At 60.7% G+C, this 19,045-nt stretch carries 21 protein-coding genes and 1 pseudogene; 14 read left to right on the top strand and 8 right to left on the bottom strand.

Annotated elements, in window-relative coordinates; all coding sequences use genetic code 11:
* Positions 1-42 precede the first annotated feature (42 nt).
* From C6W88_RS07320 to C6W88_RS07310, 3 genes are all read right to left on the bottom strand, one after another.
* Entirely contained in the window at positions 43-1,266 is a 1,224-nt protein-coding gene (locus C6W88_RS07320; RefSeq protein ID WP_197037084.1) for a M23 family metallopeptidase, read from the bottom strand.
* Positions 1,263-1,901 (bottom strand): DsbA family protein, encoded by a 639-nt coding sequence (locus C6W88_RS07315; protein WP_231498567.1) that lies wholly within the window; start codon positions 1,899-1,901, stop codon positions 1,263-1,265. Before C6W88_RS07315 ends, C6W88_RS07320 begins: the two co-directional genes overlap by 4 nt.
* A 139-nt stretch (positions 1,902-2,040) precedes the next feature.
* Complete coding sequence (locus C6W88_RS07310; protein ID WP_035470160.1) at positions 2,041-2,955, bottom strand: cation diffusion facilitator family transporter; 915 nt, start codon at positions 2,953-2,955, stop codon at positions 2,041-2,043.
* Between the two features lie 206 nt (positions 2,956-3,161).
* Here C6W88_RS07310 and C6W88_RS07305 point away from each other — a divergent pair, with 206 nt between their 5' ends.
* On the top strand, positions 3,162-4,544 hold the full coding sequence (locus C6W88_RS07305; protein ID WP_051895595.1) for a DegQ family serine endoprotease: 1,383 nt from the start codon (positions 3,162-3,164) through the stop codon (positions 4,542-4,544).
* A 137-nt stretch (positions 4,545-4,681) separates the two neighbouring features.
* Here C6W88_RS07305 and cadR read toward each other — a convergent pair whose 3' ends face one another.
* Positions 4,682-5,089 carry a Cd(II)/Pb(II)-responsive transcriptional regulator gene (cadR, locus tag C6W88_RS07300; protein WP_035414187.1) on the bottom strand — a complete coding sequence of 136 codons (408 nt, stop codon included), beginning with the start codon at positions 5,087-5,089 and terminating at the stop codon, positions 4,682-4,684.
* Positions 5,090-5,186: 97 nt separating this feature from the next.
* Between cadR and C6W88_RS07295 the strand changes: the two genes are divergently transcribed.
* Complete coding sequence (locus tag C6W88_RS07295; protein ID WP_035414185.1) at positions 5,187-6,083, top strand: cation efflux transmembrane domain-containing protein; 897 nt, start codon at positions 5,187-5,189, stop codon at positions 6,081-6,083.
* Between the two features lie 232 nt (positions 6,084-6,315).
* Positions 6,316-6,498: a hypothetical protein gene (locus C6W88_RS07290; protein ID WP_035470154.1), complete on the top strand. Its 183-nt coding sequence runs from the start codon at positions 6,316-6,318 to the stop codon at positions 6,496-6,498.
* On the opposite strand, the gene C6W88_RS07285 is transcribed toward C6W88_RS07290, so the two are convergent.
* The 3 genes and pseudogenes from C6W88_RS07285 to C6W88_RS07275 all read right to left on the bottom strand — a co-directional run bounded on the left by C6W88_RS07285 (position 6,499) and on the right by C6W88_RS07275 (position 11,277).
* Positions 6,499-7,119, bottom strand: coding sequence for a class I SAM-dependent methyltransferase (locus C6W88_RS07285; protein WP_035470151.1), 621 nt, complete (start codon positions 7,117-7,119; stop codon positions 6,499-6,501).
* Between the two features lie 67 nt (positions 7,120-7,186).
* Positions 7,187-8,839: a multicopper oxidase family protein gene (locus C6W88_RS07280; protein WP_035470148.1), complete on the bottom strand. Its 1,653-nt coding sequence runs from the start codon at positions 8,837-8,839 to the stop codon at positions 7,187-7,189.
* 38 nt (positions 8,840-8,877) lie between these two features.
* Positions 8,878-11,277, bottom strand: a pseudogene (locus C6W88_RS07275) (heavy metal translocating P-type ATPase).
* 253 nt (positions 11,278-11,530) lie between these two features.
* Here C6W88_RS07275 and C6W88_RS07260 point away from each other — a divergent pair.
* The 4 genes from C6W88_RS07260 to C6W88_RS07245 all read left to right on the top strand — a co-directional run bounded on the left by C6W88_RS07260 (position 11,531) and on the right by C6W88_RS07245 (position 14,207).
* Positions 11,531-12,058: a DsbE family thiol:disulfide interchange protein gene (locus C6W88_RS07260; RefSeq protein ID WP_035414173.1), complete on the top strand. Its 528-nt coding sequence runs from the start codon at positions 11,531-11,533 to the stop codon at positions 12,056-12,058.
* 68 nt (positions 12,059-12,126) lie between these two features.
* Positions 12,127-12,939, top strand: a complete 813-nt coding sequence (gene lgt / locus C6W88_RS07255) for a prolipoprotein diacylglyceryl transferase (RefSeq protein WP_035414172.1) — start codon at positions 12,127-12,129, stop codon at positions 12,937-12,939.
* The gene (locus C6W88_RS07250) at positions 12,936-13,475 is read left to right on the top strand and encodes a protein-disulfide reductase DsbD domain-containing protein (protein WP_035470142.1); all 540 of its coding nucleotides are present in this window, start codon (positions 12,936-12,938) and stop codon (positions 13,473-13,475) included. The genes lgt and C6W88_RS07250 overlap by 4 nt, the downstream gene beginning before the upstream one ends.
* Positions 13,476-14,207, top strand: a complete 732-nt coding sequence (locus C6W88_RS07245) for a sulfite exporter TauE/SafE family protein (protein ID WP_035470139.1) — start codon at positions 13,476-13,478, stop codon at positions 14,205-14,207.
* On the opposite strand, the gene C6W88_RS07240 is transcribed toward C6W88_RS07245, so the two are convergent.
* Complete coding sequence (locus C6W88_RS07240) at positions 14,201-14,632, bottom strand: MerR family transcriptional regulator (protein ID WP_081919054.1); 432 nt, start codon at positions 14,630-14,632, stop codon at positions 14,201-14,203. The two genes, C6W88_RS07245 and C6W88_RS07240, sit on opposite strands and share 7 nt — an antisense overlap.
* 257 nt (positions 14,633-14,889) lie before the next feature.
* On the opposite strand from C6W88_RS07240, the gene C6W88_RS07235 reads away from it, so the two are divergent.
* From C6W88_RS07235 to C6W88_RS07205, 7 genes are all read left to right on the top strand, one after another.
* Positions 14,890-15,135 (top strand): hypothetical protein, encoded by a 246-nt coding sequence (locus C6W88_RS07235; protein ID WP_035414167.1) that lies wholly within the window; start codon positions 14,890-14,892, stop codon positions 15,133-15,135.
* Positions 15,136-15,208: 73 nt separating this feature from the next.
* Positions 15,209-15,904 (top strand): SCO family protein, encoded by a 696-nt coding sequence (locus C6W88_RS07230; protein WP_231498566.1) that lies wholly within the window; start codon positions 15,209-15,211, stop codon positions 15,902-15,904.
* A gap of 64 nt (positions 15,905-15,968) precedes the next feature.
* Positions 15,969-16,409 carry a DUF411 domain-containing protein gene (locus C6W88_RS07225; protein ID WP_035414165.1) on the top strand — a complete coding sequence of 147 codons (441 nt, stop codon included), beginning with the start codon at positions 15,969-15,971 and terminating at the stop codon, positions 16,407-16,409.
* Between the two features lie 15 nt (positions 16,410-16,424).
* Positions 16,425-16,988, top strand: a complete 564-nt coding sequence (locus C6W88_RS07220) for a TlpA family protein disulfide reductase (protein ID WP_071211088.1) — start codon at positions 16,425-16,427, stop codon at positions 16,986-16,988.
* Positions 16,985-17,368 (top strand): hypothetical protein, encoded by a 384-nt coding sequence (locus tag C6W88_RS21620; protein ID WP_035414162.1) that lies wholly within the window; start codon positions 16,985-16,987, stop codon positions 17,366-17,368. Before C6W88_RS07220 ends, C6W88_RS21620 begins: the two co-directional genes overlap by 4 nt.
* Positions 17,369-17,385: 17 nt before the next feature.
* Entirely contained in the window at positions 17,386-18,129 is a 744-nt protein-coding gene (locus tag C6W88_RS07210; protein WP_181248616.1) for a cytochrome c biogenesis CcdA family protein, read from the top strand.
* Positions 18,130-18,152: 23 nt separating this feature from the next.
* A complete protein-coding gene (locus C6W88_RS07205; RefSeq protein ID WP_035470136.1) occupies positions 18,153-19,019 on the top strand; it encodes a WD40/YVTN/BNR-like repeat-containing protein in 867 nt (288 codons plus the stop codon).
* Positions 19,020-19,045 lie beyond the last annotated feature (26 nt).

Here is a 19,045-nt window from a genome sequence, read left to right as displayed (position 1 = left end):
GTGCCCACCGAGGCGGGTTGCATCGCAAGCCCGCCTGGTGGCTTATCGATTGTCCAATGCGGCCAGATCGGGAGCAGCGGACGTTCCAATGTTTTTTTGCAGACGTGTCCGAGCCTCGAAAAGTGCGCTGCGATACTCCTGGCGTGTGGGTGACTCACTCAGAAGGATGAGTTGCCCTTCCTCGAGAGGATCCACGGGGCGGTCATCCACTCTCACCTCGTAGTGCAGGTTGGGCCCCGTGGCGAGTCCGGAGGCCCCTACCTCACCCAGTTTTTCGCCGGCCTTGATGGAGTCCCCGACCGCCAGCCTGGCGACGAACCGGCTGAGGTGCGTATAGCGACTGATGGTGCCCGTCTCGTGCTCTATCTCGACGACACGACCATAACCTCCCCGGCGACCGATGAAGGAAATGCGCCCCCGTGCGGTGGCCATGACCGGGGTGCCGCGAGGCGCGGCAAGATCGATACCGTCATGACGTCGGACCTCTCCGGATACGGGATGGCGCCGGTTGCCGAAGGGAGATGTCAGGCGTGCGCCGAGAACCGGAATCTGCAAGGAGTCCAAGAGGCTACCATTTTTAAATAGCATCACGGTGGTTCTCTGGTCCGCCGGCCACAGCACCTCCAGCCGCTCCCCCTGGTCAACCAACCTCATATAGGTCAGACGGGGAGGCCCGACTCGAGTGCCATCCTCACGGCGATCTTCTTCCCACAGTAATTGCAGGCGCTCGCCCCCCGCGATATCACGGCGTGTGTCCATGAGTCCGCCCAGCAGCATGTCAAGCTCTGCTGCGAAACGCCTGGGTATCTCCTCAGCCTCCAAGGCGGCATAGAGTGACGTCTTGACATCTACTTCACGACCCAAGGTCAGGGTGTCGAGGCGAGGCTGGACAATGCGCGTCGACGGACGCTCACCCAGGGTGACGACGTACTGAATACCCGAGTCACGCTCGATGGCCACCGACACCGGCTGTCCCGTCGCCATAGAGGTGAAAGTGATACGATCTCCGGGCAGCAATCGTCTCGGGTCGAACCTGTTCGCCAGCGAGGTCGCCGCTTGGGTGCGCATCTCGGCATCCACGCCAAGCTGCTGCAGCAGTGCGTCCAGGGTATCCCCTGGTGCCACAGTGAGCTCTTGGGCGACGCGACCTTGTGCCCTGGCCGATACCGGCTTGGCCGGTGATAATCCGGCACGCTCTTGCCAACGGGCTTCAGCCAACACGGGGCTCAGGACCATCAGTCCCGCTAGCAACCAGCGTCGTGTCATGATGCATCCCCTTCGCCGGAGACCTCGGCTACCTCACGGTTAACGGCGTCGACCAGCTCCTGCATGCCGAAGGGGTCCAACAGCTCGCCATTGACGAAGAAGGTCGGCGTCTTGCTGATCTGGTTGGCCTCGACGTCAGCCTTGTCCTGGTCGAAGACCGCCTGTACCTCTGGTGAATTGAGCTGCTCTTCGGCTGTGGCTCTGTTCAGTCCGGCCTCGCTGGCGATCTCCATGATCGCTTCCTCATCGACACTGCCATGAGCCGCCCACTGGCTCTGCCGAGCCAGCAGCGCCTCCAGCACCGGTTGGAAGGCATCCTGGCGCCTGGCCACTTCGAGCACGCGAATGGCGGTTTCGGATACGTCTCCGTGGAAGGGGGTGTAGCGCACCACCAGCCGCACCTTCTCGGGGTAGGCTTCCAGGATGCGTTTGGTCAGCGGATAGAAGGCACGGCAGGCCTCACAGGCCGGGTCGAAGAACTCCACGACCGTCACCGGTGCCTCTTCCGATCCTAGGACCGGCGAGTGCGCGCGCACCAGCGAATTCTCGGCCTGTGCACCCTCTCGGCTCGCCGTCTCGGCGCCCATGCCCAACAACGAGGGCCTCGACACGATCACGATGATGGCCGTCAGCATCAACGCTCCGGCCAGGATAAACGTCGCCTTTTTGTACATTTTTCTCTCAATTTCAAAGAGTTAGGTTTAAAAAAGCTCAGGATACTGCTGAGTGGAGCTCAGCCGCTGTTGGGTGCCTAAGTCGGCGAATAGTGGCGTGTTATCCATGCCCATAAAGGTTGGCATCCTGATGTGCATAATCAATATGCTCGAATTCCAAGCTGGAGTGGCCAATGCCAAAGCGCGCTTTCAGCTGAGCTTTGATATCCGCCTTGATCGCCTCGAGCTGCTGCCAGCCGGCTTCCGTCGTCACCACGTGGCAGTCAAGCGCGGCGGTATTCTCCTGCATTTGCCATAGGTGAACATGATGCACATCCTCAACCCCTTCGACGCTGCGCAGGAGATCAATGACGGATTGACCATCGACATCGGGTGGCGAGCCCAGCATCAGTGTCCGGATAGGGGTACCTATCTCCGTAAAGGCAAGATAGAGAATATAGAGTGCAATACCGATCGTAATCGCGGGGTCTACCCAACGCATGTCATACAGCAGAATCAGTGAGCCCCCGATGATCACGGCGATGGACGCAAAGGCATCAGACAGGTTGTGCAGGAAGAGGGCGCGGATATTGACGCTATGTTTTTGCATCGACCAGGTGAGCAAGGCCGTTAGCGCATCGACAAGAAGAGCGACAATGCCAATGATAACGACTATCCAGCCCTGAATCTCTGGCGGGTTGATCATGCGCATGAAGCCTTCGTAAATTAGATAAATGCCAACGATAATGAGGGTGGTGTAGTTGATCAGCGCTGCGACAACCTCGATTCGGCCATAGCCAAACGTCATCTGTGAGTCGGGCGGTCGTCTCGCGATCTTGCGGGCAGCAAACGCAATGACAAGCGCAGCCATGTCGGAAAAATTGTGCAGCGCATCCGCGATCAGCGAGAGGCTTCCCGCCAGAATGCCCCCAACGATCTGGGCAAGGGTCAATATCCCGTTGGCCCAGATGGCGATACTCACCCGACGGTCACCAGAGGTGGGGGCAAGATGGGGATGATCGTGATGATGTCCCATGCGTCATCCTTGTGGTGTCACCTGATGACCCAGCAGTATAAAACCTATAGCAACTCAAGCTTCAAGCCCGAACTCTGTTGAAGGCCGAGCCGGGGTTAGGAGTACGGAACTTTGCATAGTGGGCACTGTACCAAGTTGGCTACCATGTTCCATGCCCCCGGAAGGAGCCCATTGTGATACCCAAGCCTTACTCGCACGCCTGGCTGATGAGCTTAGCTTTACTGCTGATGGTGGCAACGCCAGCCCTCGCCGAGCCACAGCTGCCGGACTTCACGGAACTGGTCGACGAGGCCGCGCCGGCCGTGGTCAACATCTCCACCTCCCGCAAGGTCGAGAGGTCCATGACGTCCTCACGGCAATTTGGGGGGCAGGAGGTGCCGGAGATCCTCCGTGACTTCTTCGACGACCGCTTCCCGATGCCACCTGGCGGTGCGCCCAATCGCAATGAAGAGCCGCGTCGGTCACTGGGGTCGGGCTTCATCTTCGATCAAGACGGCTACATCATGACCAACGCGCACGTGGTCAAGGAGGCCGACAAGATTCTGGTGCGCCTCAACGACCGTCGCGAACTCTCGGCCGAGCTGGTGGGGGCCGACGAGAAGACCGATGTGGCGGTCCTCAAGGTCGAGGCGGATAACCTACCCACCCTGCAACTGGGCAACTCCGACAACCTCCAGGTCGGCCAGTGGGTCGCCGCCATAGGCTCACCCTTCGGCTTCGACCACTCGGTGACGTCCGGGATCATCAGTGCCATCAACCGCACCCTGCCCCAAGACGTCTACGTTCCCTTCATCCAGACCGATGTGGCGATCAACCCGGGCAACTCGGGCGGACCACTGTTTAACCTCGACGGTGAGGTCGTGGGCATTAATTCCCAGATCCTGACCCGTAGTGGAGGCTACATGGGCCTCTCCTTCGCCATTCCCATTGATGTGGCACTGGATGTGGCCAACCAGCTCCGTGAAGAGGGGTACGTGAGCCGCGGCTGGCTGGGCGTCAGCATCCAGCCGGTATCCAAGGACCTGGCGGAGTCCTTCGGCATGGAGCAGGCCGAGGGTGCCTTGATTGCCCAGGTCGAGCCCGGCAGCCCTGGGACAGAAGGCGGCCTCAAGGCCGGTGATGTCATCCTTGAGGTGAACGGCCAGGAAGTGGACCACTCCACCACGCTGCCGCGCCTGATCGGTGAGACGGCCCCCGGCGAAGACGTTGATCTCTCCGTGTTGCGCGATGGTCAGCAGGAGACCATCACGGTGGAAGTTGGCGAGTGGCCGGATGCCGGCCCCGGTCAATCCGATGGCGACCCGGTTCGACTGGGCATCGCGGTTCAGCCGTTGAACGACATGGAGAAGCGTCGGCTTGGCATCGATCACGGGGTGCGCATCGTCAAGGTGGCCCCCGCCGGACATGCCGCTGCCGTCGGCATTCGCCCCGGCGATGTGCTGGTCAGACTGGGCCAGCAGCCGGTAGAGAGTCCGGAACAGCTGAAGGAGATGCTGACCCGCCTGCCAGATGATCAAGCGGTGCCTGTTCTGCTCAACCGCGAAGGCCGCACCTACTTCGTGGCCCTGCGAGTGGGCAATGGTGACTAACCGCGACTGAGTAGCGTTCAATACATCAGCACAGCGGCGCCCTGGCGAACAGGATCGCTGGGGCGTTTCTTCAGACTCTCGTACATTCTAATGCACGGCTGGGGAGGGTATCCGGATTTAATGGTTGATGCGTCAACCTACTGTTGGTGCATGCTTCCCTCGCTAATTCCAGCAAGAACCCCACACGCCTCAACTTCCCGGCCATCGTTGCAACTCGCTCTCAGTGAAACGAGTTGTTTCTCAAGCGCCTGTAGAGCGGTTATCTGCGAGCGCACGTGAGAGATGTGATCATCGAGCAAAGCGTTCACGGCGGCACAAGGTTGGTGAGGGTCGTCCTGATACCTCTGTAGCTCGTGAATCTCTGCTAGCGACAGGTCCAGGATTCTGCAGCGACAAATGAAAGCCAGCCGCTCACCATGTTCCTCGGTATAGACACGGTAACCGTTCTCCTGCCGATCAGGCGACGGTAACAGGCCCTGTCGTTCATAGAAGCGGATCGTCTGTGTATCGACCCCTACCAACTCTGCCAACTGACCAATACGCACCAAGCTCCTCCTCAACGGATTCTCTCCGCTCTGTTGACCTTATAGTGACTATATGGTTTTAAATGATAGCCCGATAATATTCAAGTGGAGTCGTATCATGAGCAAAACCTGTGGAGCCCCCTGTGGCGGCGATGCGACGCCCATAGCGGATACCGATATGCGTCGCTCCTCCGAAGCATCGGGGAAATGGGTCAGCGTTTATGCCGTGCCGAAGATGGACTGTCCATCGGAAGAGCGAATGATTCGCCTTGCCCTGAACGGCTTTGAGGAGATTCGGGTGCTGTCCTTCGACTTGTCGAACCGCCGATTAGAGGTCGTGCATGACGGCGAGGTCGAGCCCATCACCGCAAAACTGACAACCTTGGGGCTAGGAGCCTCGCTTCAGGAAACGGCCGCTGCCGATCCTGAGTCGATCAAGGCGGTCGGTGACACGTCGGCCTCTGCCGCGCAGGAGTCCGGCACCCTGCGTTGGTTGCTCGGTATCAATGCGGTCCTGTTCGTGGTGGAAATGACGGCCGGCCTGATCGCGCACTCCACCGGCCTGATTGGAGAATCCCTGGACAATTTTGCCGATGCGGCCGTGTACGGGCTCGCCCTGTATGCGGTTGGGCATAGCGTAAAAATGCAGGTGCGTGCCGCGCATCTTGCAGGTGTGCTCCAACTGATTCTGGCGGTTGGCGTACTCGCAGAGGTGGTCAGGCGCTTTGTATTCGGTAGCGAGCCTGAATCGCTGATGATGATGGCGATTGCATTCGTCGCATTGATTGCCAATACCAGTTGTCTGCTGCTGATATCCAAACATCGAGAGGGCGGGGCGCACATGAAGGCAAGCTGGATATTCTCGGCCAATGACGTGGTGATCAACCTGGGGGTCATCACCGCCGGCGCCTTGGTCGCGTGGACCGGAACCAATTATCCGGATCTGATTATCGGCACCATCGCGGGGGTCATTGTGCTCAACGGTGCCAGGCGCATTCTGGCGCTCAAGGGTTAAATAATGTCTATTAATAGCTATTCAGTGGCCTGCTGAGCCAGTTCACCTAGCAAAGTCACCTCAAGCACGACGCCAGTGTTGCGAAGACACTCTGGAGCCTGGTGGCCTCCCTCGCCACGGGCAATGGCGCGCGTCCGATCTGGACGCCTTTCGTCAGGATCCGGTCACGGCGAAGCTGCTGGGCATCGAGACCGTGCCGGCGAGAGGCCGCCTCGGCAAATACCTGGTACGCATGGGGACGGTCCACCTCGACGCGCTCCAGAGCATCGCTCGCTACTGGGCAAGGCACTTGGCGCCGCCGATCCTGGACTATCAGGTCAAGACCCTGAGCTATGTGCCAGTGTTCGTGGATGGCACCGCCATCGAAGTGGATGGCCAGTTGTTCGGGGAATCGCCTCATTACACGCGAGCTTGATCAGCGGGGAACAGCACCCCCCCAGAAATTGAAGCCAGCGAACCTCGGGACCTTCGAAAGATAGCCCGTCTCCATCCGCTGGATACCGAAGCCTGCGTGCCCGATAAGCTCGGGTATGTCGCGGTTGAGATGGCAGCCCCCCGCCACTCTGCGCCACAGGGGATTGATACGGCGCTGCCACTGGCGTACGGCTTCGTCGGGCGCCGTGCCGTGTTCGCAGAACAGCAGTTGGCCACCCGGCTTGAGCACGCGACGCATCTGCTCCAACGCCCGGTGCCAGTCCGGAATCGTGCACAGGGTGTAGGTGAGCACCACGGTATCGACACTGTTGTCGTCGAGAGGGACCTCCTCGCCCGGCAGGTCCAGCCAGCGCACCTCGAACTGTGCGCTGGCGACGTTGTGGCGGGCCTTGCGTCGCATGCCTTCGGAAGGCTCGAGCCCCCAGACCAGCTCGACCCGGTCCGGATCGTAGTGGGGAATATTGAGCCCGGACCCCATACCCACCTCCAGAACACGGCCCCGGGCTTGCGGCACCACGGCCGCCCGCTGACGATCGACCACCGTGTTGCCACACGCCAGGTGGAGGAAATGCGGCAGAACACGATTCTCGTAGAAGGACATCTGTATCGTCATCCCGTGTGGTTGCCAGGTGATCGAAATACGGTGTGATCGAAACCAGACCGGTTCGTTATGCCACCACCTTGAAGTAGCGCATCATACCGGCATCCTCATGCTCCATGGTGTGGCAGTGGTACATGTAGAACCCCTCGAAGTCCTTGAAGGTCAGAGCGATGCGCACCCGTTCCTCCGGGAACACCAGCACCGTGTCATGCAATCCCGCGTCGATGATCCCATCGTGCAGGTCCGTCTTGCCGCCCGCCGATATCCGCTCCTGAACCAGGAATTGCAGTCCATGAACGTGCATGGGGTGCGGCATCATGGTGTTGTTGACGAACTCCCAGATCTCCGTCTGCGCCAGCCGGACGATCTCGTCATCTGCCACCGTCGCGCCCTCCATCTGCCGGCCGTTGATCGTGAACCCCTGCATCATGCGCATGCCCAGCTCGAAGCGGCGTACTGGCGTATCGGCCTGAACCGGGGAGGCCGGCAGGTCTTGAGCCAAGCGTTCCGGCAGGGTTTCCGCATCGTTCGCCCGTGCGACGACGGCGAAGGTAACTAGCGAGAGCCGCTCGCTTCCCATCATGTCGCGCATCATGCCTCGATCCATCATCTCGCCCATTCGATCACCCATCATCCCTCGATCCATCATGCCGCCCATTCGATCGCCCATCATGCCCCGGTCCATCATGTCGCCCATTCGCTCGCCCATCATGCCGAGTTGGTACTCCTCGCTCACCAGCTGTACGGACTCTCCCGGCTCGGTGTCGCCAAAATCGACCCACAGATCGATCCGTTGGGCCGGCGCCAGTGTGACCGAGCGGCGCCGCTCGGGCTTGGCGAGCAGGCCACCGTCGGTGCCGATGACGGTCACCGCCCGGCCATCGCTCCAGGCCAGCTTGTAGATGCGCGAGTTGGAGCCGTTGAGCAGGCGCAATCGATATGGCTGCGTGGACACCTCGCGTCGCGCGTCCGGGTGGCCGTTCACCAGTACCCGCTCCCCGCGAAAGCCCTGCATGCGGGTCATCATCGCCCCCATGCCACCATCGTCGATGTACTGAAGCTCATTGCCATTGCTAAAGGTGCGATCCTGCAGGATGAGGACCAGTTCCCGCTCTCCGTCGGGGAGCTCCAAGGCACGCTCGGCGTCGTCGTTGATGATCAGTGGACCGGCAAGGCCGGCGTAACTCTGAAAGCCAACCCGGCCACCATCGGGGCCGTGAGGATGGGGGTGGTACCAGTACAGACCGGCACGATCCACGACATCGAAGGCGACCGCCATGCTCGTCGCTGGCGCGATCGGCAGGCGCGGTTGACCATCCACGTCCGGTGGTACGTGCAGACCATGCCAATGCACGGTGGTGTCTTCGGGGAGATCGTTGTCGATGCGTACCCGCAAGCGCTGACCACGACGCAGGCGAATCAATGGCCCCGTATAACTCTCACCCACGGGCGTCAGGGTATCTTCAGGCCCGACGATTCGCTCGGCCGTGTAGCGCCAGACGTCGCTCGGCGCACCGGGCAGGATAGCCACCTTGTCGGGACGGGCTCGCACACGCAGGTCGACGTCGAAGGGCCCCTCCATGGCCGTTGACGCGGACGCCGCCCGCAGAGCGGGGCGATATCTCCCGGTCCATACCCCGGCCCCCACCAGGGTCGACAACGCCGCCACACCGCCGATGCGGCGCAATACGCTACGTCGCTGCAGGTCGACATAAGCCATGATGCTCCCCCTCCTCTATGGTTGTCGGCGGCCCCGGCTCATAGCTTGGCGGCGCGTAGCCGCAGTGCGTTGGCGATGACCGAGACCGAGCTCAGGCTCATCGCGGCGGCGGCGTAGATGGGACTGAGCAGCCAGCCGGTGAACGGAAACAGCGCCCCGGCGGCCAGAGGCACCCCCAGGCTGTTGTAGACGAAGGCGAAAAACAGGTTCTGGCGGATATTGCGCATCACCCAGCGACTGAGATGGCGGGAGCGAACAATGCCGGAGAGATCCCCTCTCACCAGAGTCACCCCCGCGCTCTGGATGGCGACATCGGTCCCCGTGCCCATGGCGATACCGAGGTCAGCCTCGGCCAGGGCGGGGGCGTCATTGACGCCGTCGCCGGCCATGGCGACCACGCGCCCGGCCTCGCGATGCTCGCGCACGATACGCCCTTTATCTTCCGGCAGTACGTCCGCTTCAATTTAGTCGATACCAAGTTGGCGCGCCACGGCTTCGGCGGTGGTACGGTTGTCGCCGGTGAGCATAACCAGGCGCAGGCCATCCTCTTTGAGCGTCCGGATCGCCTGTGCGGTGGTTTCCTTGATCGGGTCCGCGACACCGATGAGTCCCATGACCTGATCATCGGCCACCAGGAACATCACGGTTTGCCCTTCGGCTTGCAGCGTCTCGGCACGCTGCGTCCATTCCCGCGCCTCCACACCACGTGTTTCGAGCAGCCGGGCATTGCCAAGCGCAAGCTCGCGTCCTTCGACCCGACCGGTGACCCCCATGCCGGTCACCGCCTCGAAATCGCTGGCATCGCTCAGCTCGACATGATGCTCTTGCGCAGCACTGACAATGGCCTCGGCCAACGGATGTTCGCTGCCTCGCTCGAGGCTGCCGGCAAGTTGCAGCAACTGCGCTTCATCACTGCCGGAAACGGGCTTGAGGGATACGACCCGGGGTTTACCCTCTGTGAGGGTGCCGGTCTTGTCGACGACCAGGGTGTCGACTTTCTCGAAACGTTCCAGTGCCTCGGCATTCTTGATCAACACGCCCGCCCGGGCCCCGCGACCGACCCCAACCTGGATCGACATCGGCGTCGCCAAGCCGAGCGCACAGGGACACGCGATGATCAGCACCGATACCGCGGCGATCACCGCGTAGGCCATCGCCGGCGGTGGCCCCCAGATCCCTCAGGCAATAAATGCCAGGATCGCCACGATAACCACCGCGGGGACGAAATAGCCGGCGACCACATCGGCAAGCCGCTGAACGGGCGGCTGCGAACGCTGCGCTTCGGCCACCATTTCCGCGATCTGCGAAAGCACCGTGTCCTCGCCGACCTTGTCGGCGCGCATGACGAAGCTGCCCTGACCACTCACGGTGCCGCCGATGACCGTGTCGCCCTCGCGCTTCTCGACGGGAAGGGACTCCCCGGTCACCATCGATTCGTCCAGCGTGCTGTGGCCTTCGAGCACCTCGCCATCGACCGGCACCTTGTCACCGGGGCGTACCCGTAGACGGTCACCGGTACACAGCTCGTCGAGCGAGACCTCCTCGTCATTGCCCTCGGCATCGATGCGTCGTGCGGTCGGCGGCGCGAGATCGAGGATCGCGCGCAGCGCACTGCCGGTCTTCTCGCGGGCGCGGGCCTCGATCACTTGACCGAGCAGGATCAGCACGACGATCACCGCCGCCGCCTCGAAATACACGCCGACCGAGCCATCGGCGTCACGGAAAGTGGCCGGGAATATCCCAGGGGCGAGCGTGGCGACGACACTGTAGCCATAGGCCGCCCCCACACCGAGGGCGATCAGCGTGAACATGCTGAGGTTGCGTGTGACGAGGGACTTCCAACCACGCAGGAAGAATGGCCATCCGGCCCATAGCACCACGGGCGTGGCAAAGATCAGTTCGATCCAGTGACCACTGCCGGCGGGCAGCACCTCATCCACCCAAGGGCCGATACCGGGCAGCACGCTGCCCATGGCGACGAACAACACCGGCAGCGTCAGCAGGCCGCCCACCCAGAAGCGTCGGAACATCTCGAGAAACTCGAAGCTGCGTTCCTCTCCGGAAACGCGGGTGAGCTCGAGTGCCATGCCACACTTGGGGCAGTCGCCGGGCTCATCCTGCCGCACCTCCGGATGCATGGGGCAGGTATACTGGACCCTCGACGACGGTTGCGGCTTGACGGGTTCCAGCGCCATGCCGCACTTGGGACACTCCCCCGGCTCCTCGCTCTCTACGCCAGAACACATGGGGCAGAAATAATTGGCCTTGCCACTGGGCTTCGACGCAGCCGCCGAGGTGGCGGCAAGCACGGCGCCTGGATCCTCGCGAAAGTGCTCGTCGCACTGCTTGCTACAGAAATAGTAACGCTCACCGCGATGCTCGACGCTCTCCGTCGAGGCGGGATCGACGCTCATGCCACAAACGGGGTCTTTTTCCATGAAGAACCCTCCATTGTACAAAAGGTTTCTGTTGCGTGGTCGGTGGCGTTTCTTGATTGCCACGCTGGCTGGCGTACTTCCGACGGCGTAGTTGATCGTCATGTTCGGGGAGATACTCATAGCTACCGACTCCCACGGCCTCGCGGTCGCGTTGATTCTGATCAGTGGCATCACGCTCCTGCCGATCCTGGCAAAACTCGTCTGGGCTCGGAATACATGAACCATGACAGCTGACATCCTGTGAGACGCATACGTGAAACGGCGACTGTTACTGCTTATTCCTCTGTTGGTTTTCCTGGGACTGGGGTTCTTCCTCTATCGTGGTTTGGAAATGAATCCTTTCGCTCGCGATTCGGCTCTACTGGCCAAGCATTTCCCACCCTTTACCCTGACAACTCTGGAAGCCCCCTCACGCCGTGTTGACGAGTCCCTCCTCAAGGGTGAGGTCACGCTGGTCAATGTCTGGGCGGAGTGGTGTCCAACCTGTAAGGAAGAGATGCCCCAGTTGCTGACACTGGCCGAACGTGGTGTGCGCTTGATTGGCATCAACTACAAGGACACCCGTGCCAAGGGGCTGGAGTTTCTTGACCATTTTGGACGACCTTTCGAAGTCAATATTTTTGATCCGGATGGCGATCTTGGGTTCGAGCTAGGTGTCTATGGTGTGCCAGAGACTTTCCTCGTCGATACCGAGGGCATTATCCGCTATAAGCATACGGGCTATATCACTCCCGAGGATGTTGAGAAAGTTATTCAGGAGATAGAAAAATGGCAGCAATGAGTCATCGAGCGTGCTGAAAGTTACTTTTATTGATAACGCGGCCGGTAACGGTCAGATAAGGAAGGCTTATGCTGCAATATCCTCAGATTGATCCCGTGGCCATTTCTCTGGGGCCAGTACAGATTCACTGGTACGGCCTGATGTACGTAGTCGGGCTGGTCGCCGCCTGGTGGCTGGGGCGTCGTCGTGCCCACCGCCTGGACCTGAATCACGATGATATCGGCGATCTGATCTTTTACGGTGCCATGGGGATCATCCTCGGTGGTCGTCTGGGCTATGCGCTGTTCTACGGGCTCGAGCAACTGCTGGCCAACCCACTGTGGCTCTTCAGAATCTGGGACGGCGGCATGAGCTTTCATGGCGGCCTGGCCGGTGTGTTGCTCGCGGCATGGCTGTTTGCCCGCAAGCACCGCCTGGCCTTCTTTCAGTTGACCGATTTCATCGCCCCGCTAGTGCCGATCGGCCTGGGTGCCGGGCGCCTCGGCAACTTCATCAATCACGAGTTGCCGGGAAGGGTCAGCGATATCCCTTGGGCGATGGTCTTCCCTCCCATGATGGGGCTGGGGCCGGAGCCGCGCCACCCTTCAGCGCTCTACGAGTTCGCCCTGGAAGGGGTAGTACTGTTTGCCGTGCTGTGGTGGTTGTCGCGCCGACCGCGCCAGCGAGGGCTCATCTCGGGGTTGTTCCTGGTGCTTTATGGCACCTTCCGCTTCGGCGTGGAGTTCGTGCGCCTGCCCGACCCCCAACTGGGGTTCATCGCCTTCGGCTGGCTGACCATGGGGCAACTGTTGACCTTACCGATGCTCATTGCGGGGCTGGCCCTGGTCATCTGGTCGAGGCGTCAGCCAGTGGATAGGGCGAAGGCGGCGGCGACCTCATGAACACGGCCTTCGCTTTTCTACTGGTGCTGCTGTTCGTCGCTACACCCGTAGCGGCCCGTGGAGAGTTTCCCGTGGGCGGTGGCAAAGGCTCCACCTTCAGTAACTCGGCTCAACGGGAATTCCTGCCGGCCGATGAAGCCTTCCGGGCTAGCGCCTGGCGAGACGATGAACGGCTCTATGTCGGCTTCCTCAATGCCGAGGACTATTACCTCCATCGCCACCAATTCGCCCTGGACAGCCGCGACGCGGACGTCAGCTTCGGTGAGCTGGCAATTCCCCCCGGCGAACCCATGGTGCACGCGTCTCTGGGGGAGATCGAGGTGTTCTATGACCAGGTGGTATTTAGTGCGCCCATCGAGGCGAGCGATGCCGCTACCGGGCCGCTGGCCATCACGGTGACCTTTCAGGGCTGCTCCGATCGGGGACTTTGCTATCCACCCGAGCAGGTCGAGCTCGACGCGCTTCACGGGTCGCCTCCGGCAGCCTTCGATTCTCCTCCTCGTGGTACTGGGGATAGCGAAAATAGAGCGCCTTGAATGGATCCCACCGGCCTGAGCCTACCGCCATTGGCGGCGGCTTTCGTCTTCGGCCTGCTCGGAGGGGCGCACTGCATCGGCATGTGTGGCGGGATCATGAGTGCCCTGACCTTTGCCGTGCCCCCCAGCATGCGGCAGCCGAGCCGCCTGGCGGGCCTCCTGCTCGGCTACAACCTGGGCCGCATCACCAGCTACATGCTCGCCGGTGCCCTGGTGGCGCTGCTCGGTTCCGTGCTCAACCATGCCCTGGACGGCATCGCCATGGTGCTGCGTATCCTGGCGGCGGTCATGCTGATTCTGATGGCGCTGTATATCGCCAACTGGTGGAAGGGGTTGCTACGTGTCGAAGCCCTGGGTCGCTCGCTGTGGCGGCGTATCGAACCGCTTGGTCGAGGCTTGATGCCCGTCGTGAAGGTGCCCCAGGCCTTCGCGCTGGGCTCGATCTGGGGCTGGATGCCCTGCGGGCTGATCTATTCAATGCTGGCCTGGAGTCTGGCCGTGGCCGAGCCGCTACGCGCCGCGACGATGATGGGGGCCTTCGGGCTCGGCACCCTGCCCGTCGTCCTGGCGACCGGTATGGCAGCCCGCCGCGTCTCGCTATGGATTCGCCATCCAGCGACCCGCACGCTGGCGGCGTTGCTGATCATAGCGTTTGCCGTCTGGCAACTCTGGCATCTGCACTCCATGACCGGCATGGACGATATGGCCAGCATGGCGCCGTCGCATCACTGATGGCCAATGCGCGGACCATCCGTGACGATGGCCGGTTGCTCCGATCCCAGCGATTCGATCAGTTGCTTCAGGCTAGGGGCCTCGGGACCATCATCGTGGCCGATGCTATCCAGCCATCGCGCTATCGCCTGAAGTTCTTGAATCCTCATGCAAATGTGGCGCCCTTGTTCAGCCAGCGGCGTGTGCCTATCAACAACCGGAGGGCTGTCTTGGTCCGCCCAGGTCAATATCTGCTTGATTTCTGGGAGGCCGACTCCCAACGAGCGAAGGCAATCAATGAGGCGCAGGCGACCCAGTGCCTCCTCGTCATAGAGTTGATAGCCGTTGCGCGGGTCCCGTTGCGGTCGTAACAACCCCTCACGTGTGTAGTGACGTACCGTTTCCGCAGTGACCCCACCAGCCCGAGCCAGTTCAGTGACTCGCATTGCCTTTTCCTTACCTACTCAGTTTCAGTCAGCCTACAACCGTGAGGCCGCCCAAAGGTCAAGGCCTGGTTATAGCGCTCAATGGGTGGCCGCCCGCATGACGCGGAAACGCCAAAAAATAAGGGCTTGACCTTGAAGTAGGCTTCAAGGATACCTTTCCAAGAAGCAGCGCTGCTGCAGGGTGGAAATCAAAGCCAAGCCGTGCCATCAGCCTTGCTGGTGGAAAGGTGAGTCCCAAGAAGATCGAGGAGAGTGTCATGCGGAAACGTCACACTGCAGTCCTGACTGTCGCTATCATCGCCACCAGTGCCTTCGGGACCGGCTCGCTCCTTGCACAGGAAGATCCGCAGCAGGAGCCAATGGAGGGCAAGGGCATGCATGGGGACATGATGCAAGAAGGTGGCATGATGGGGATGATGAGTGACATGAATACCATGATGGAAAAATGCAATGCCATGATGGATAAAATGCAACAGGGTCATGAAACCGACAGTAACGCCTGACGTGAGATCGCCAGGGGCTGCTCCGCAGAGGAGCAGCCATTTACATTTTAGTGGAGCGAGGGGAGAACAGCATTTGCGTAAATGCATCTATGCTCCATTAGCCATTCTCTGGCTGGTGGCAAGTGCTTCGTCCTTTGCTCATTCCCTTGAAGATGCCGAGGCAGAGTTGCAAGAGCGGGAACGCTACGCCCAGTTTGTCGACCAGCCGGCCCCGACTTTTTCCCTGGCCGGTGTTGAGGGCAACATCGTGGCATCTTCCGACCTGGAAGGTCGCGTCGTGGTGCTCAATTTTATCTACACCCGCTGCCAGGAAGCCTGCCCGGTGCACATGAACCTGATTGCCGAGGTGCAAGAGCGAGTCAACGATACCGGCCTACGAGATGATGTTGAATTTATCACCATCGCTACCGACAGCGAGGACTTTGCCGGCACGCACAACAACATGCGGGCCTACGGTGAAAATTTCGATCTGGACCCCGCCAACTGGCGGTTTCTTTATCGAAGCGAAAATGAGTTTGTCGACACCACACGCCAGGTCGCGGAAGCCTACGGTCTGAAATTCGACGATGTGGCCGAGGGCGTCCAGGCGCATGGCGTTGTGACTCATGTCATCGACCAATCAGGACGGATACGGGCCCGCTTTCATGGGCTCAAATTCGATCCGGAGCACCTAGTTTCCTATGTAAAGGTGTTGGCAGAAGGACCAGAGACATTATCCACCGGTGTGTGGGATCGCATTCGCCATACTGTCGTCAACACCTTCGATTAATGCCGCGAGAGTATAGCCGGCCTCGCTGCCGAACGTTCTCGTGAACTCTATGGAGCCTTAGCGTATGAAACACTGGAAAGCGCTGACCATCGCTTCTCTATTGACCTTCCCCCTGACAGGGTTGGCAGCCGAGACGTCGGCAACCCTCTACAAGAACCCCAACTGTGGCTGTTGCGCCGAATATGCCAAGTATCTCGAACGAAACGGGTTCGAAGTGGAGACAATCGATACTCACGATCTCGCGAAGATGAAAGCCGAACACGATGTTTCCGAGAAACTGCAGGGTTGCCATACCACGCTCATCGACAACTATGTCTTCGAGGGCCACGTACCCGTGGAAAGCGTCACCCAGGTACTCGAAGAGAAACCTTTCATCAAAGGCCTGAGCGTACCCGGAATGCCACTTGGCTCACCGGGGATGTCGGGCGAGAAACAGGGCCCACTGGAGGTTTACACCCTGGCCTTTCAGCCGACCGATACCCCTGAAGTTTACGCCACCCACTGAAGGTGAGCCTTGGTGATGAGACAACTGATCGGGACCAGTTGGGTAGCGGTGGCATTGTGGGGAATGATCACTTCTTTGGCCGTCGCCGAACCACCCAAACGTGTGGGGCCGAATGGGTTTCTTCTCTGGGAAAGCCCACGCGAGGTGTCGGAAATCAGCTTCGAGGCTGGCGACGGTACTCCGCTGACGCTGACCACCTTCGGAGGAAAGCTGATCCTGCTCAACATCTGGGCGACATGGTGTGGCCCTTGCCGCGAGGAAATGCCCACCCTGGATGCCCTCCAGGCTGAATTGGGTGGGACAGATTTCGAGGTCGTCGCACTCTCGATCGATCGCAAAGGCATCGAGGTCGTCAACGAATTCTATCAGGAGGTGGGGATCGAGCATCTCGCTCCCTACGTCGATCCAACCGGCATGGCCAGCGCGAACCTCAGTGCCGTGGGTATTCCCACGACGCTTCTGCTCGACCGCCAGGGCAGGGAGATCGGACGCCTGGTCGGGGAGGCCGAGTGGGATACCCCTGAAATGATCGACTTTCTTGCCGAAACCATAGAAACCACCCAGGAGGACGCGCCATGAGTTGCTGTGACGACAAGCCCCAAAAGGGCCAAGAGAAAGCCGGACTGAAAGGCCTGGTAACAGGCCCACGCCGCTGGATGCTGCTGGGCGCTGTGGCGGTGGCTGGTGGTCTTGCCATGGGCTGGGATCAGTTGGTCCTGCTTGGGCTCGCGCCTCTCTTGGTGAGCCTCTTGCCTTGCCTTGTCATGTGCGGATTAGGACTGTGCATGATGAAATGCAAGGACAAGACAAACAAGTCGACCGACCAGGACGAAGTCACTGATACACAAGCCGGGGTGGAAGCCTCTACCGCGGTACCCACGGAGACGACATCCGCCAATCGCCAAGCGGCGAATCACCAGGTGCCGTCCGAGCGGCCCATATCCAAGCTCCAAGCCTAGCCGCGGGATAGGGGAGGATGCTGGAGCTTGCCAATATCGGCCTGGCGACGGCCTTTCTGGCGGGCCTGATCTCGTTCGCTTCGCCCTGTGTCTTACCGCTCGTGCCTGGCTATCTCTCCTTCGTCGCCGGGCGCTCGCTGGGGCAGATACGGGAAGCGGATCGACGGGAGCGACTCCGGGTGTTAACCCAGTCGATCTGGTTCGTGCTCGGGTTCACCACGATATTCCTGATGCTGGGCGCCAGTGCCACGGCCATCGGGCGTCTGCTGCTGATCTATCGCCAGGAGGCGAACCTGGTCGGCAGTCTCATCGTCATCCTGTTCGGTGCCTTCATGACCGGGCTCATTCCGCTGCACTGGTTACAGCGGGAATGGCGGTTGATCGGCCGCCTCAAGGAAGCGGGCGGGGGGCCTGGTGCGGCCTACCTCCTAGGTGTGGCGTTCGCCTTCGGCTGGACCCCCTGCATCGGCCCGATCCTGGGCGCCATTCTGACCGTCAGCGCCTCGACGGCCAATGCCTCGAGCGGAATGGCGTTGCTCGGCATCTATTCGCTGGGCCTGGGGGTGCCCTTTCTGTTGACGGCGGTGTCGCTCGATCGCTTCCTGCACCACCAGCCATTCCTGCGCCGCTGGGGCCGAGTCATGCATCTGGCGGCCGGGCTGATCATGATCCTGATGGGCATCTTGATGATCACCGGCAAACTGACCGAGCTGTCCTATTGGTTATTGCGCACCTTTCCGGCGCTAGGCAGCATCGGCTAGCCATTATTCGAGGAAATATTGCAATGAACAAAATCACGGGTCGCTTCTGGCGTGCCCTGTCACTGACGAGCTGGGTCATGGCCAGTCTGAGCTTCGTCAGTATGGCCGGGGCCGCCGAGGAGGCATTGCCGTCGCTGAGTTATGACCAAACAGGCGAACGGCTGCTCAAAGTACAGGCCAACCAGCTTTTCGAAAGCACGGATGGCGGGGCGGCCTGGACGATGATTCCCTTGCCCGACGAAGTAGCGGAGGGACGGTTGGTAACGGTATCGGAACCGGCAACAGCCGAACAGGCCCTCTATATCGCCGGCCCCTCGATCGGGGTGCAGCGCAGCACCGATCATGGAGAAACCTGGCAGGAACTCAACGATGGCTTGCCTAACCAGGACGTTACCGCCTTGGACGTGCACCGCCATCAGCCCGAGACACTCTATGTGGTGATTGCCGACGACGGCCTCTACCAGAGTGAGGATGCCGGCACGACCTGGAAGAAGATGGATAGCGGTCCTGCCCAACCCGTTCGCCGGCTCATCCACTCCGATATGGAGGGGAGCATGCAGACTGGCTGGCTCTATGCGGTGTCCGACGATGCGGTTCGCCTGTCGATGGATTGCTTCTGCGGCTGGCGACCGACCGGGGAGCTCGATGCCGGCAGAGTCTATGATCTGGCCTACAAGCTCGACGATCCCGAACACGTCTATGTGGCCACGGAGCAAGGCCTGTGGCGCAGCGACAATGGCGGCCAGGAGTGGCAGCAAGTAAAGGGTGATGGCCCGACGTTCGTCACGCTTACGCTTGCGCCGCAGGGAACGCTCTATGCCCTGGATCGCGAGGGGGAGCTCATGCGCAGCGAAGATCAGGGCCAAACCTGGACACCCCCCGATGCGTAAGCTCTGGATCCTCGTCACAACGTGGC

Source organism: Halomonas litopenaei, assembly GCF_003045775.1.
Lineage (GTDB): Bacteria > Pseudomonadota > Gammaproteobacteria > Pseudomonadales > Halomonadaceae > Halomonas > Halomonas litopenaei.
This window is presented reverse-complemented; position numbering and strand designations above follow the sequence as displayed.

What these genes read in the sequence shown, in the direction of transcription:
- C6W88_RS07320 (WP_197037084.1), bottom strand. Translation starts at nt 1,266, where the DNA reads ATGACACGACGCTGGTTGCTAGCGGGACTGATGGTCCTGAGCCCCGTG.
- C6W88_RS07315 (WP_231498567.1), bottom strand. Translation starts at nt 1,901, where the DNA reads ATGCTGACGGCCATCATCGTGATCGTGTCGAGGCCCTCGTTGTTGGGC.
- C6W88_RS07310 (WP_035470160.1), bottom strand. Translation starts at nt 2,955, where the DNA reads ATGGGACATCATCACGATCATCCCCATCTTGCCCCCACCTCTGGTGAC.
- C6W88_RS07305 (WP_051895595.1), top strand. Translation starts at nt 3,162, where the DNA reads ATGAGCTTAGCTTTACTGCTGATGGTGGCAACGCCAGCCCTCGCCGAG.
- C6W88_RS07295 (WP_035414185.1), top strand. Translation starts at nt 5,187, where the DNA reads ATGAGCAAAACCTGTGGAGCCCCCTGTGGCGGCGATGCGACGCCCATA.
- C6W88_RS07290 (WP_035470154.1), top strand. Translation starts at nt 6,316, where the DNA reads ATGGGGACGGTCCACCTCGACGCGCTCCAGAGCATCGCTCGCTACTGG.
- C6W88_RS07285 (WP_035470151.1), bottom strand. Translation starts at nt 7,119, where the DNA reads ATGTCCTTCTACGAGAATCGTGTTCTGCCGCATTTCCTCCACCTGGCG.
- C6W88_RS07280 (WP_035470148.1), bottom strand. Translation starts at nt 8,839, where the DNA reads ATGGCTTATGTCGACCTGCAGCGACGTAGCGTATTGCGCCGCATCGGC.
- lgt (WP_035414172.1), top strand. Translation starts at nt 12,127, where the DNA reads ATGCTGCAATATCCTCAGATTGATCCCGTGGCCATTTCTCTGGGGCCA.
- C6W88_RS07250 (WP_035470142.1), top strand. Translation starts at nt 12,936, where the DNA reads ATGAACACGGCCTTCGCTTTTCTACTGGTGCTGCTGTTCGTCGCTACA.
- C6W88_RS07245 (WP_035470139.1), top strand. Translation starts at nt 13,476, where the DNA reads ATGGATCCCACCGGCCTGAGCCTACCGCCATTGGCGGCGGCTTTCGTC.
- C6W88_RS07240 (WP_081919054.1), bottom strand. Translation starts at nt 14,632, where the DNA reads ATGCGAGTCACTGAACTGGCTCGGGCTGGTGGGGTCACTGCGGAAACG.
- C6W88_RS07235 (WP_035414167.1), top strand. Translation starts at nt 14,890, where the DNA reads ATGCGGAAACGTCACACTGCAGTCCTGACTGTCGCTATCATCGCCACC.
- C6W88_RS07225 (WP_035414165.1), top strand. Translation starts at nt 15,969, where the DNA reads ATGAAACACTGGAAAGCGCTGACCATCGCTTCTCTATTGACCTTCCCC.
- C6W88_RS07220 (WP_071211088.1), top strand. Translation starts at nt 16,425, where the DNA reads ATGAGACAACTGATCGGGACCAGTTGGGTAGCGGTGGCATTGTGGGGA.
- C6W88_RS21620 (WP_035414162.1), top strand. Translation starts at nt 16,985, where the DNA reads ATGAGTTGCTGTGACGACAAGCCCCAAAAGGGCCAAGAGAAAGCCGGA.
- C6W88_RS07210 (WP_181248616.1), top strand. Translation starts at nt 17,386, where the DNA reads ATGCTGGAGCTTGCCAATATCGGCCTGGCGACGGCCTTTCTGGCGGGC.
- C6W88_RS07205 (WP_035470136.1), top strand. Translation starts at nt 18,153, where the DNA reads ATGAACAAAATCACGGGTCGCTTCTGGCGTGCCCTGTCACTGACGAGC.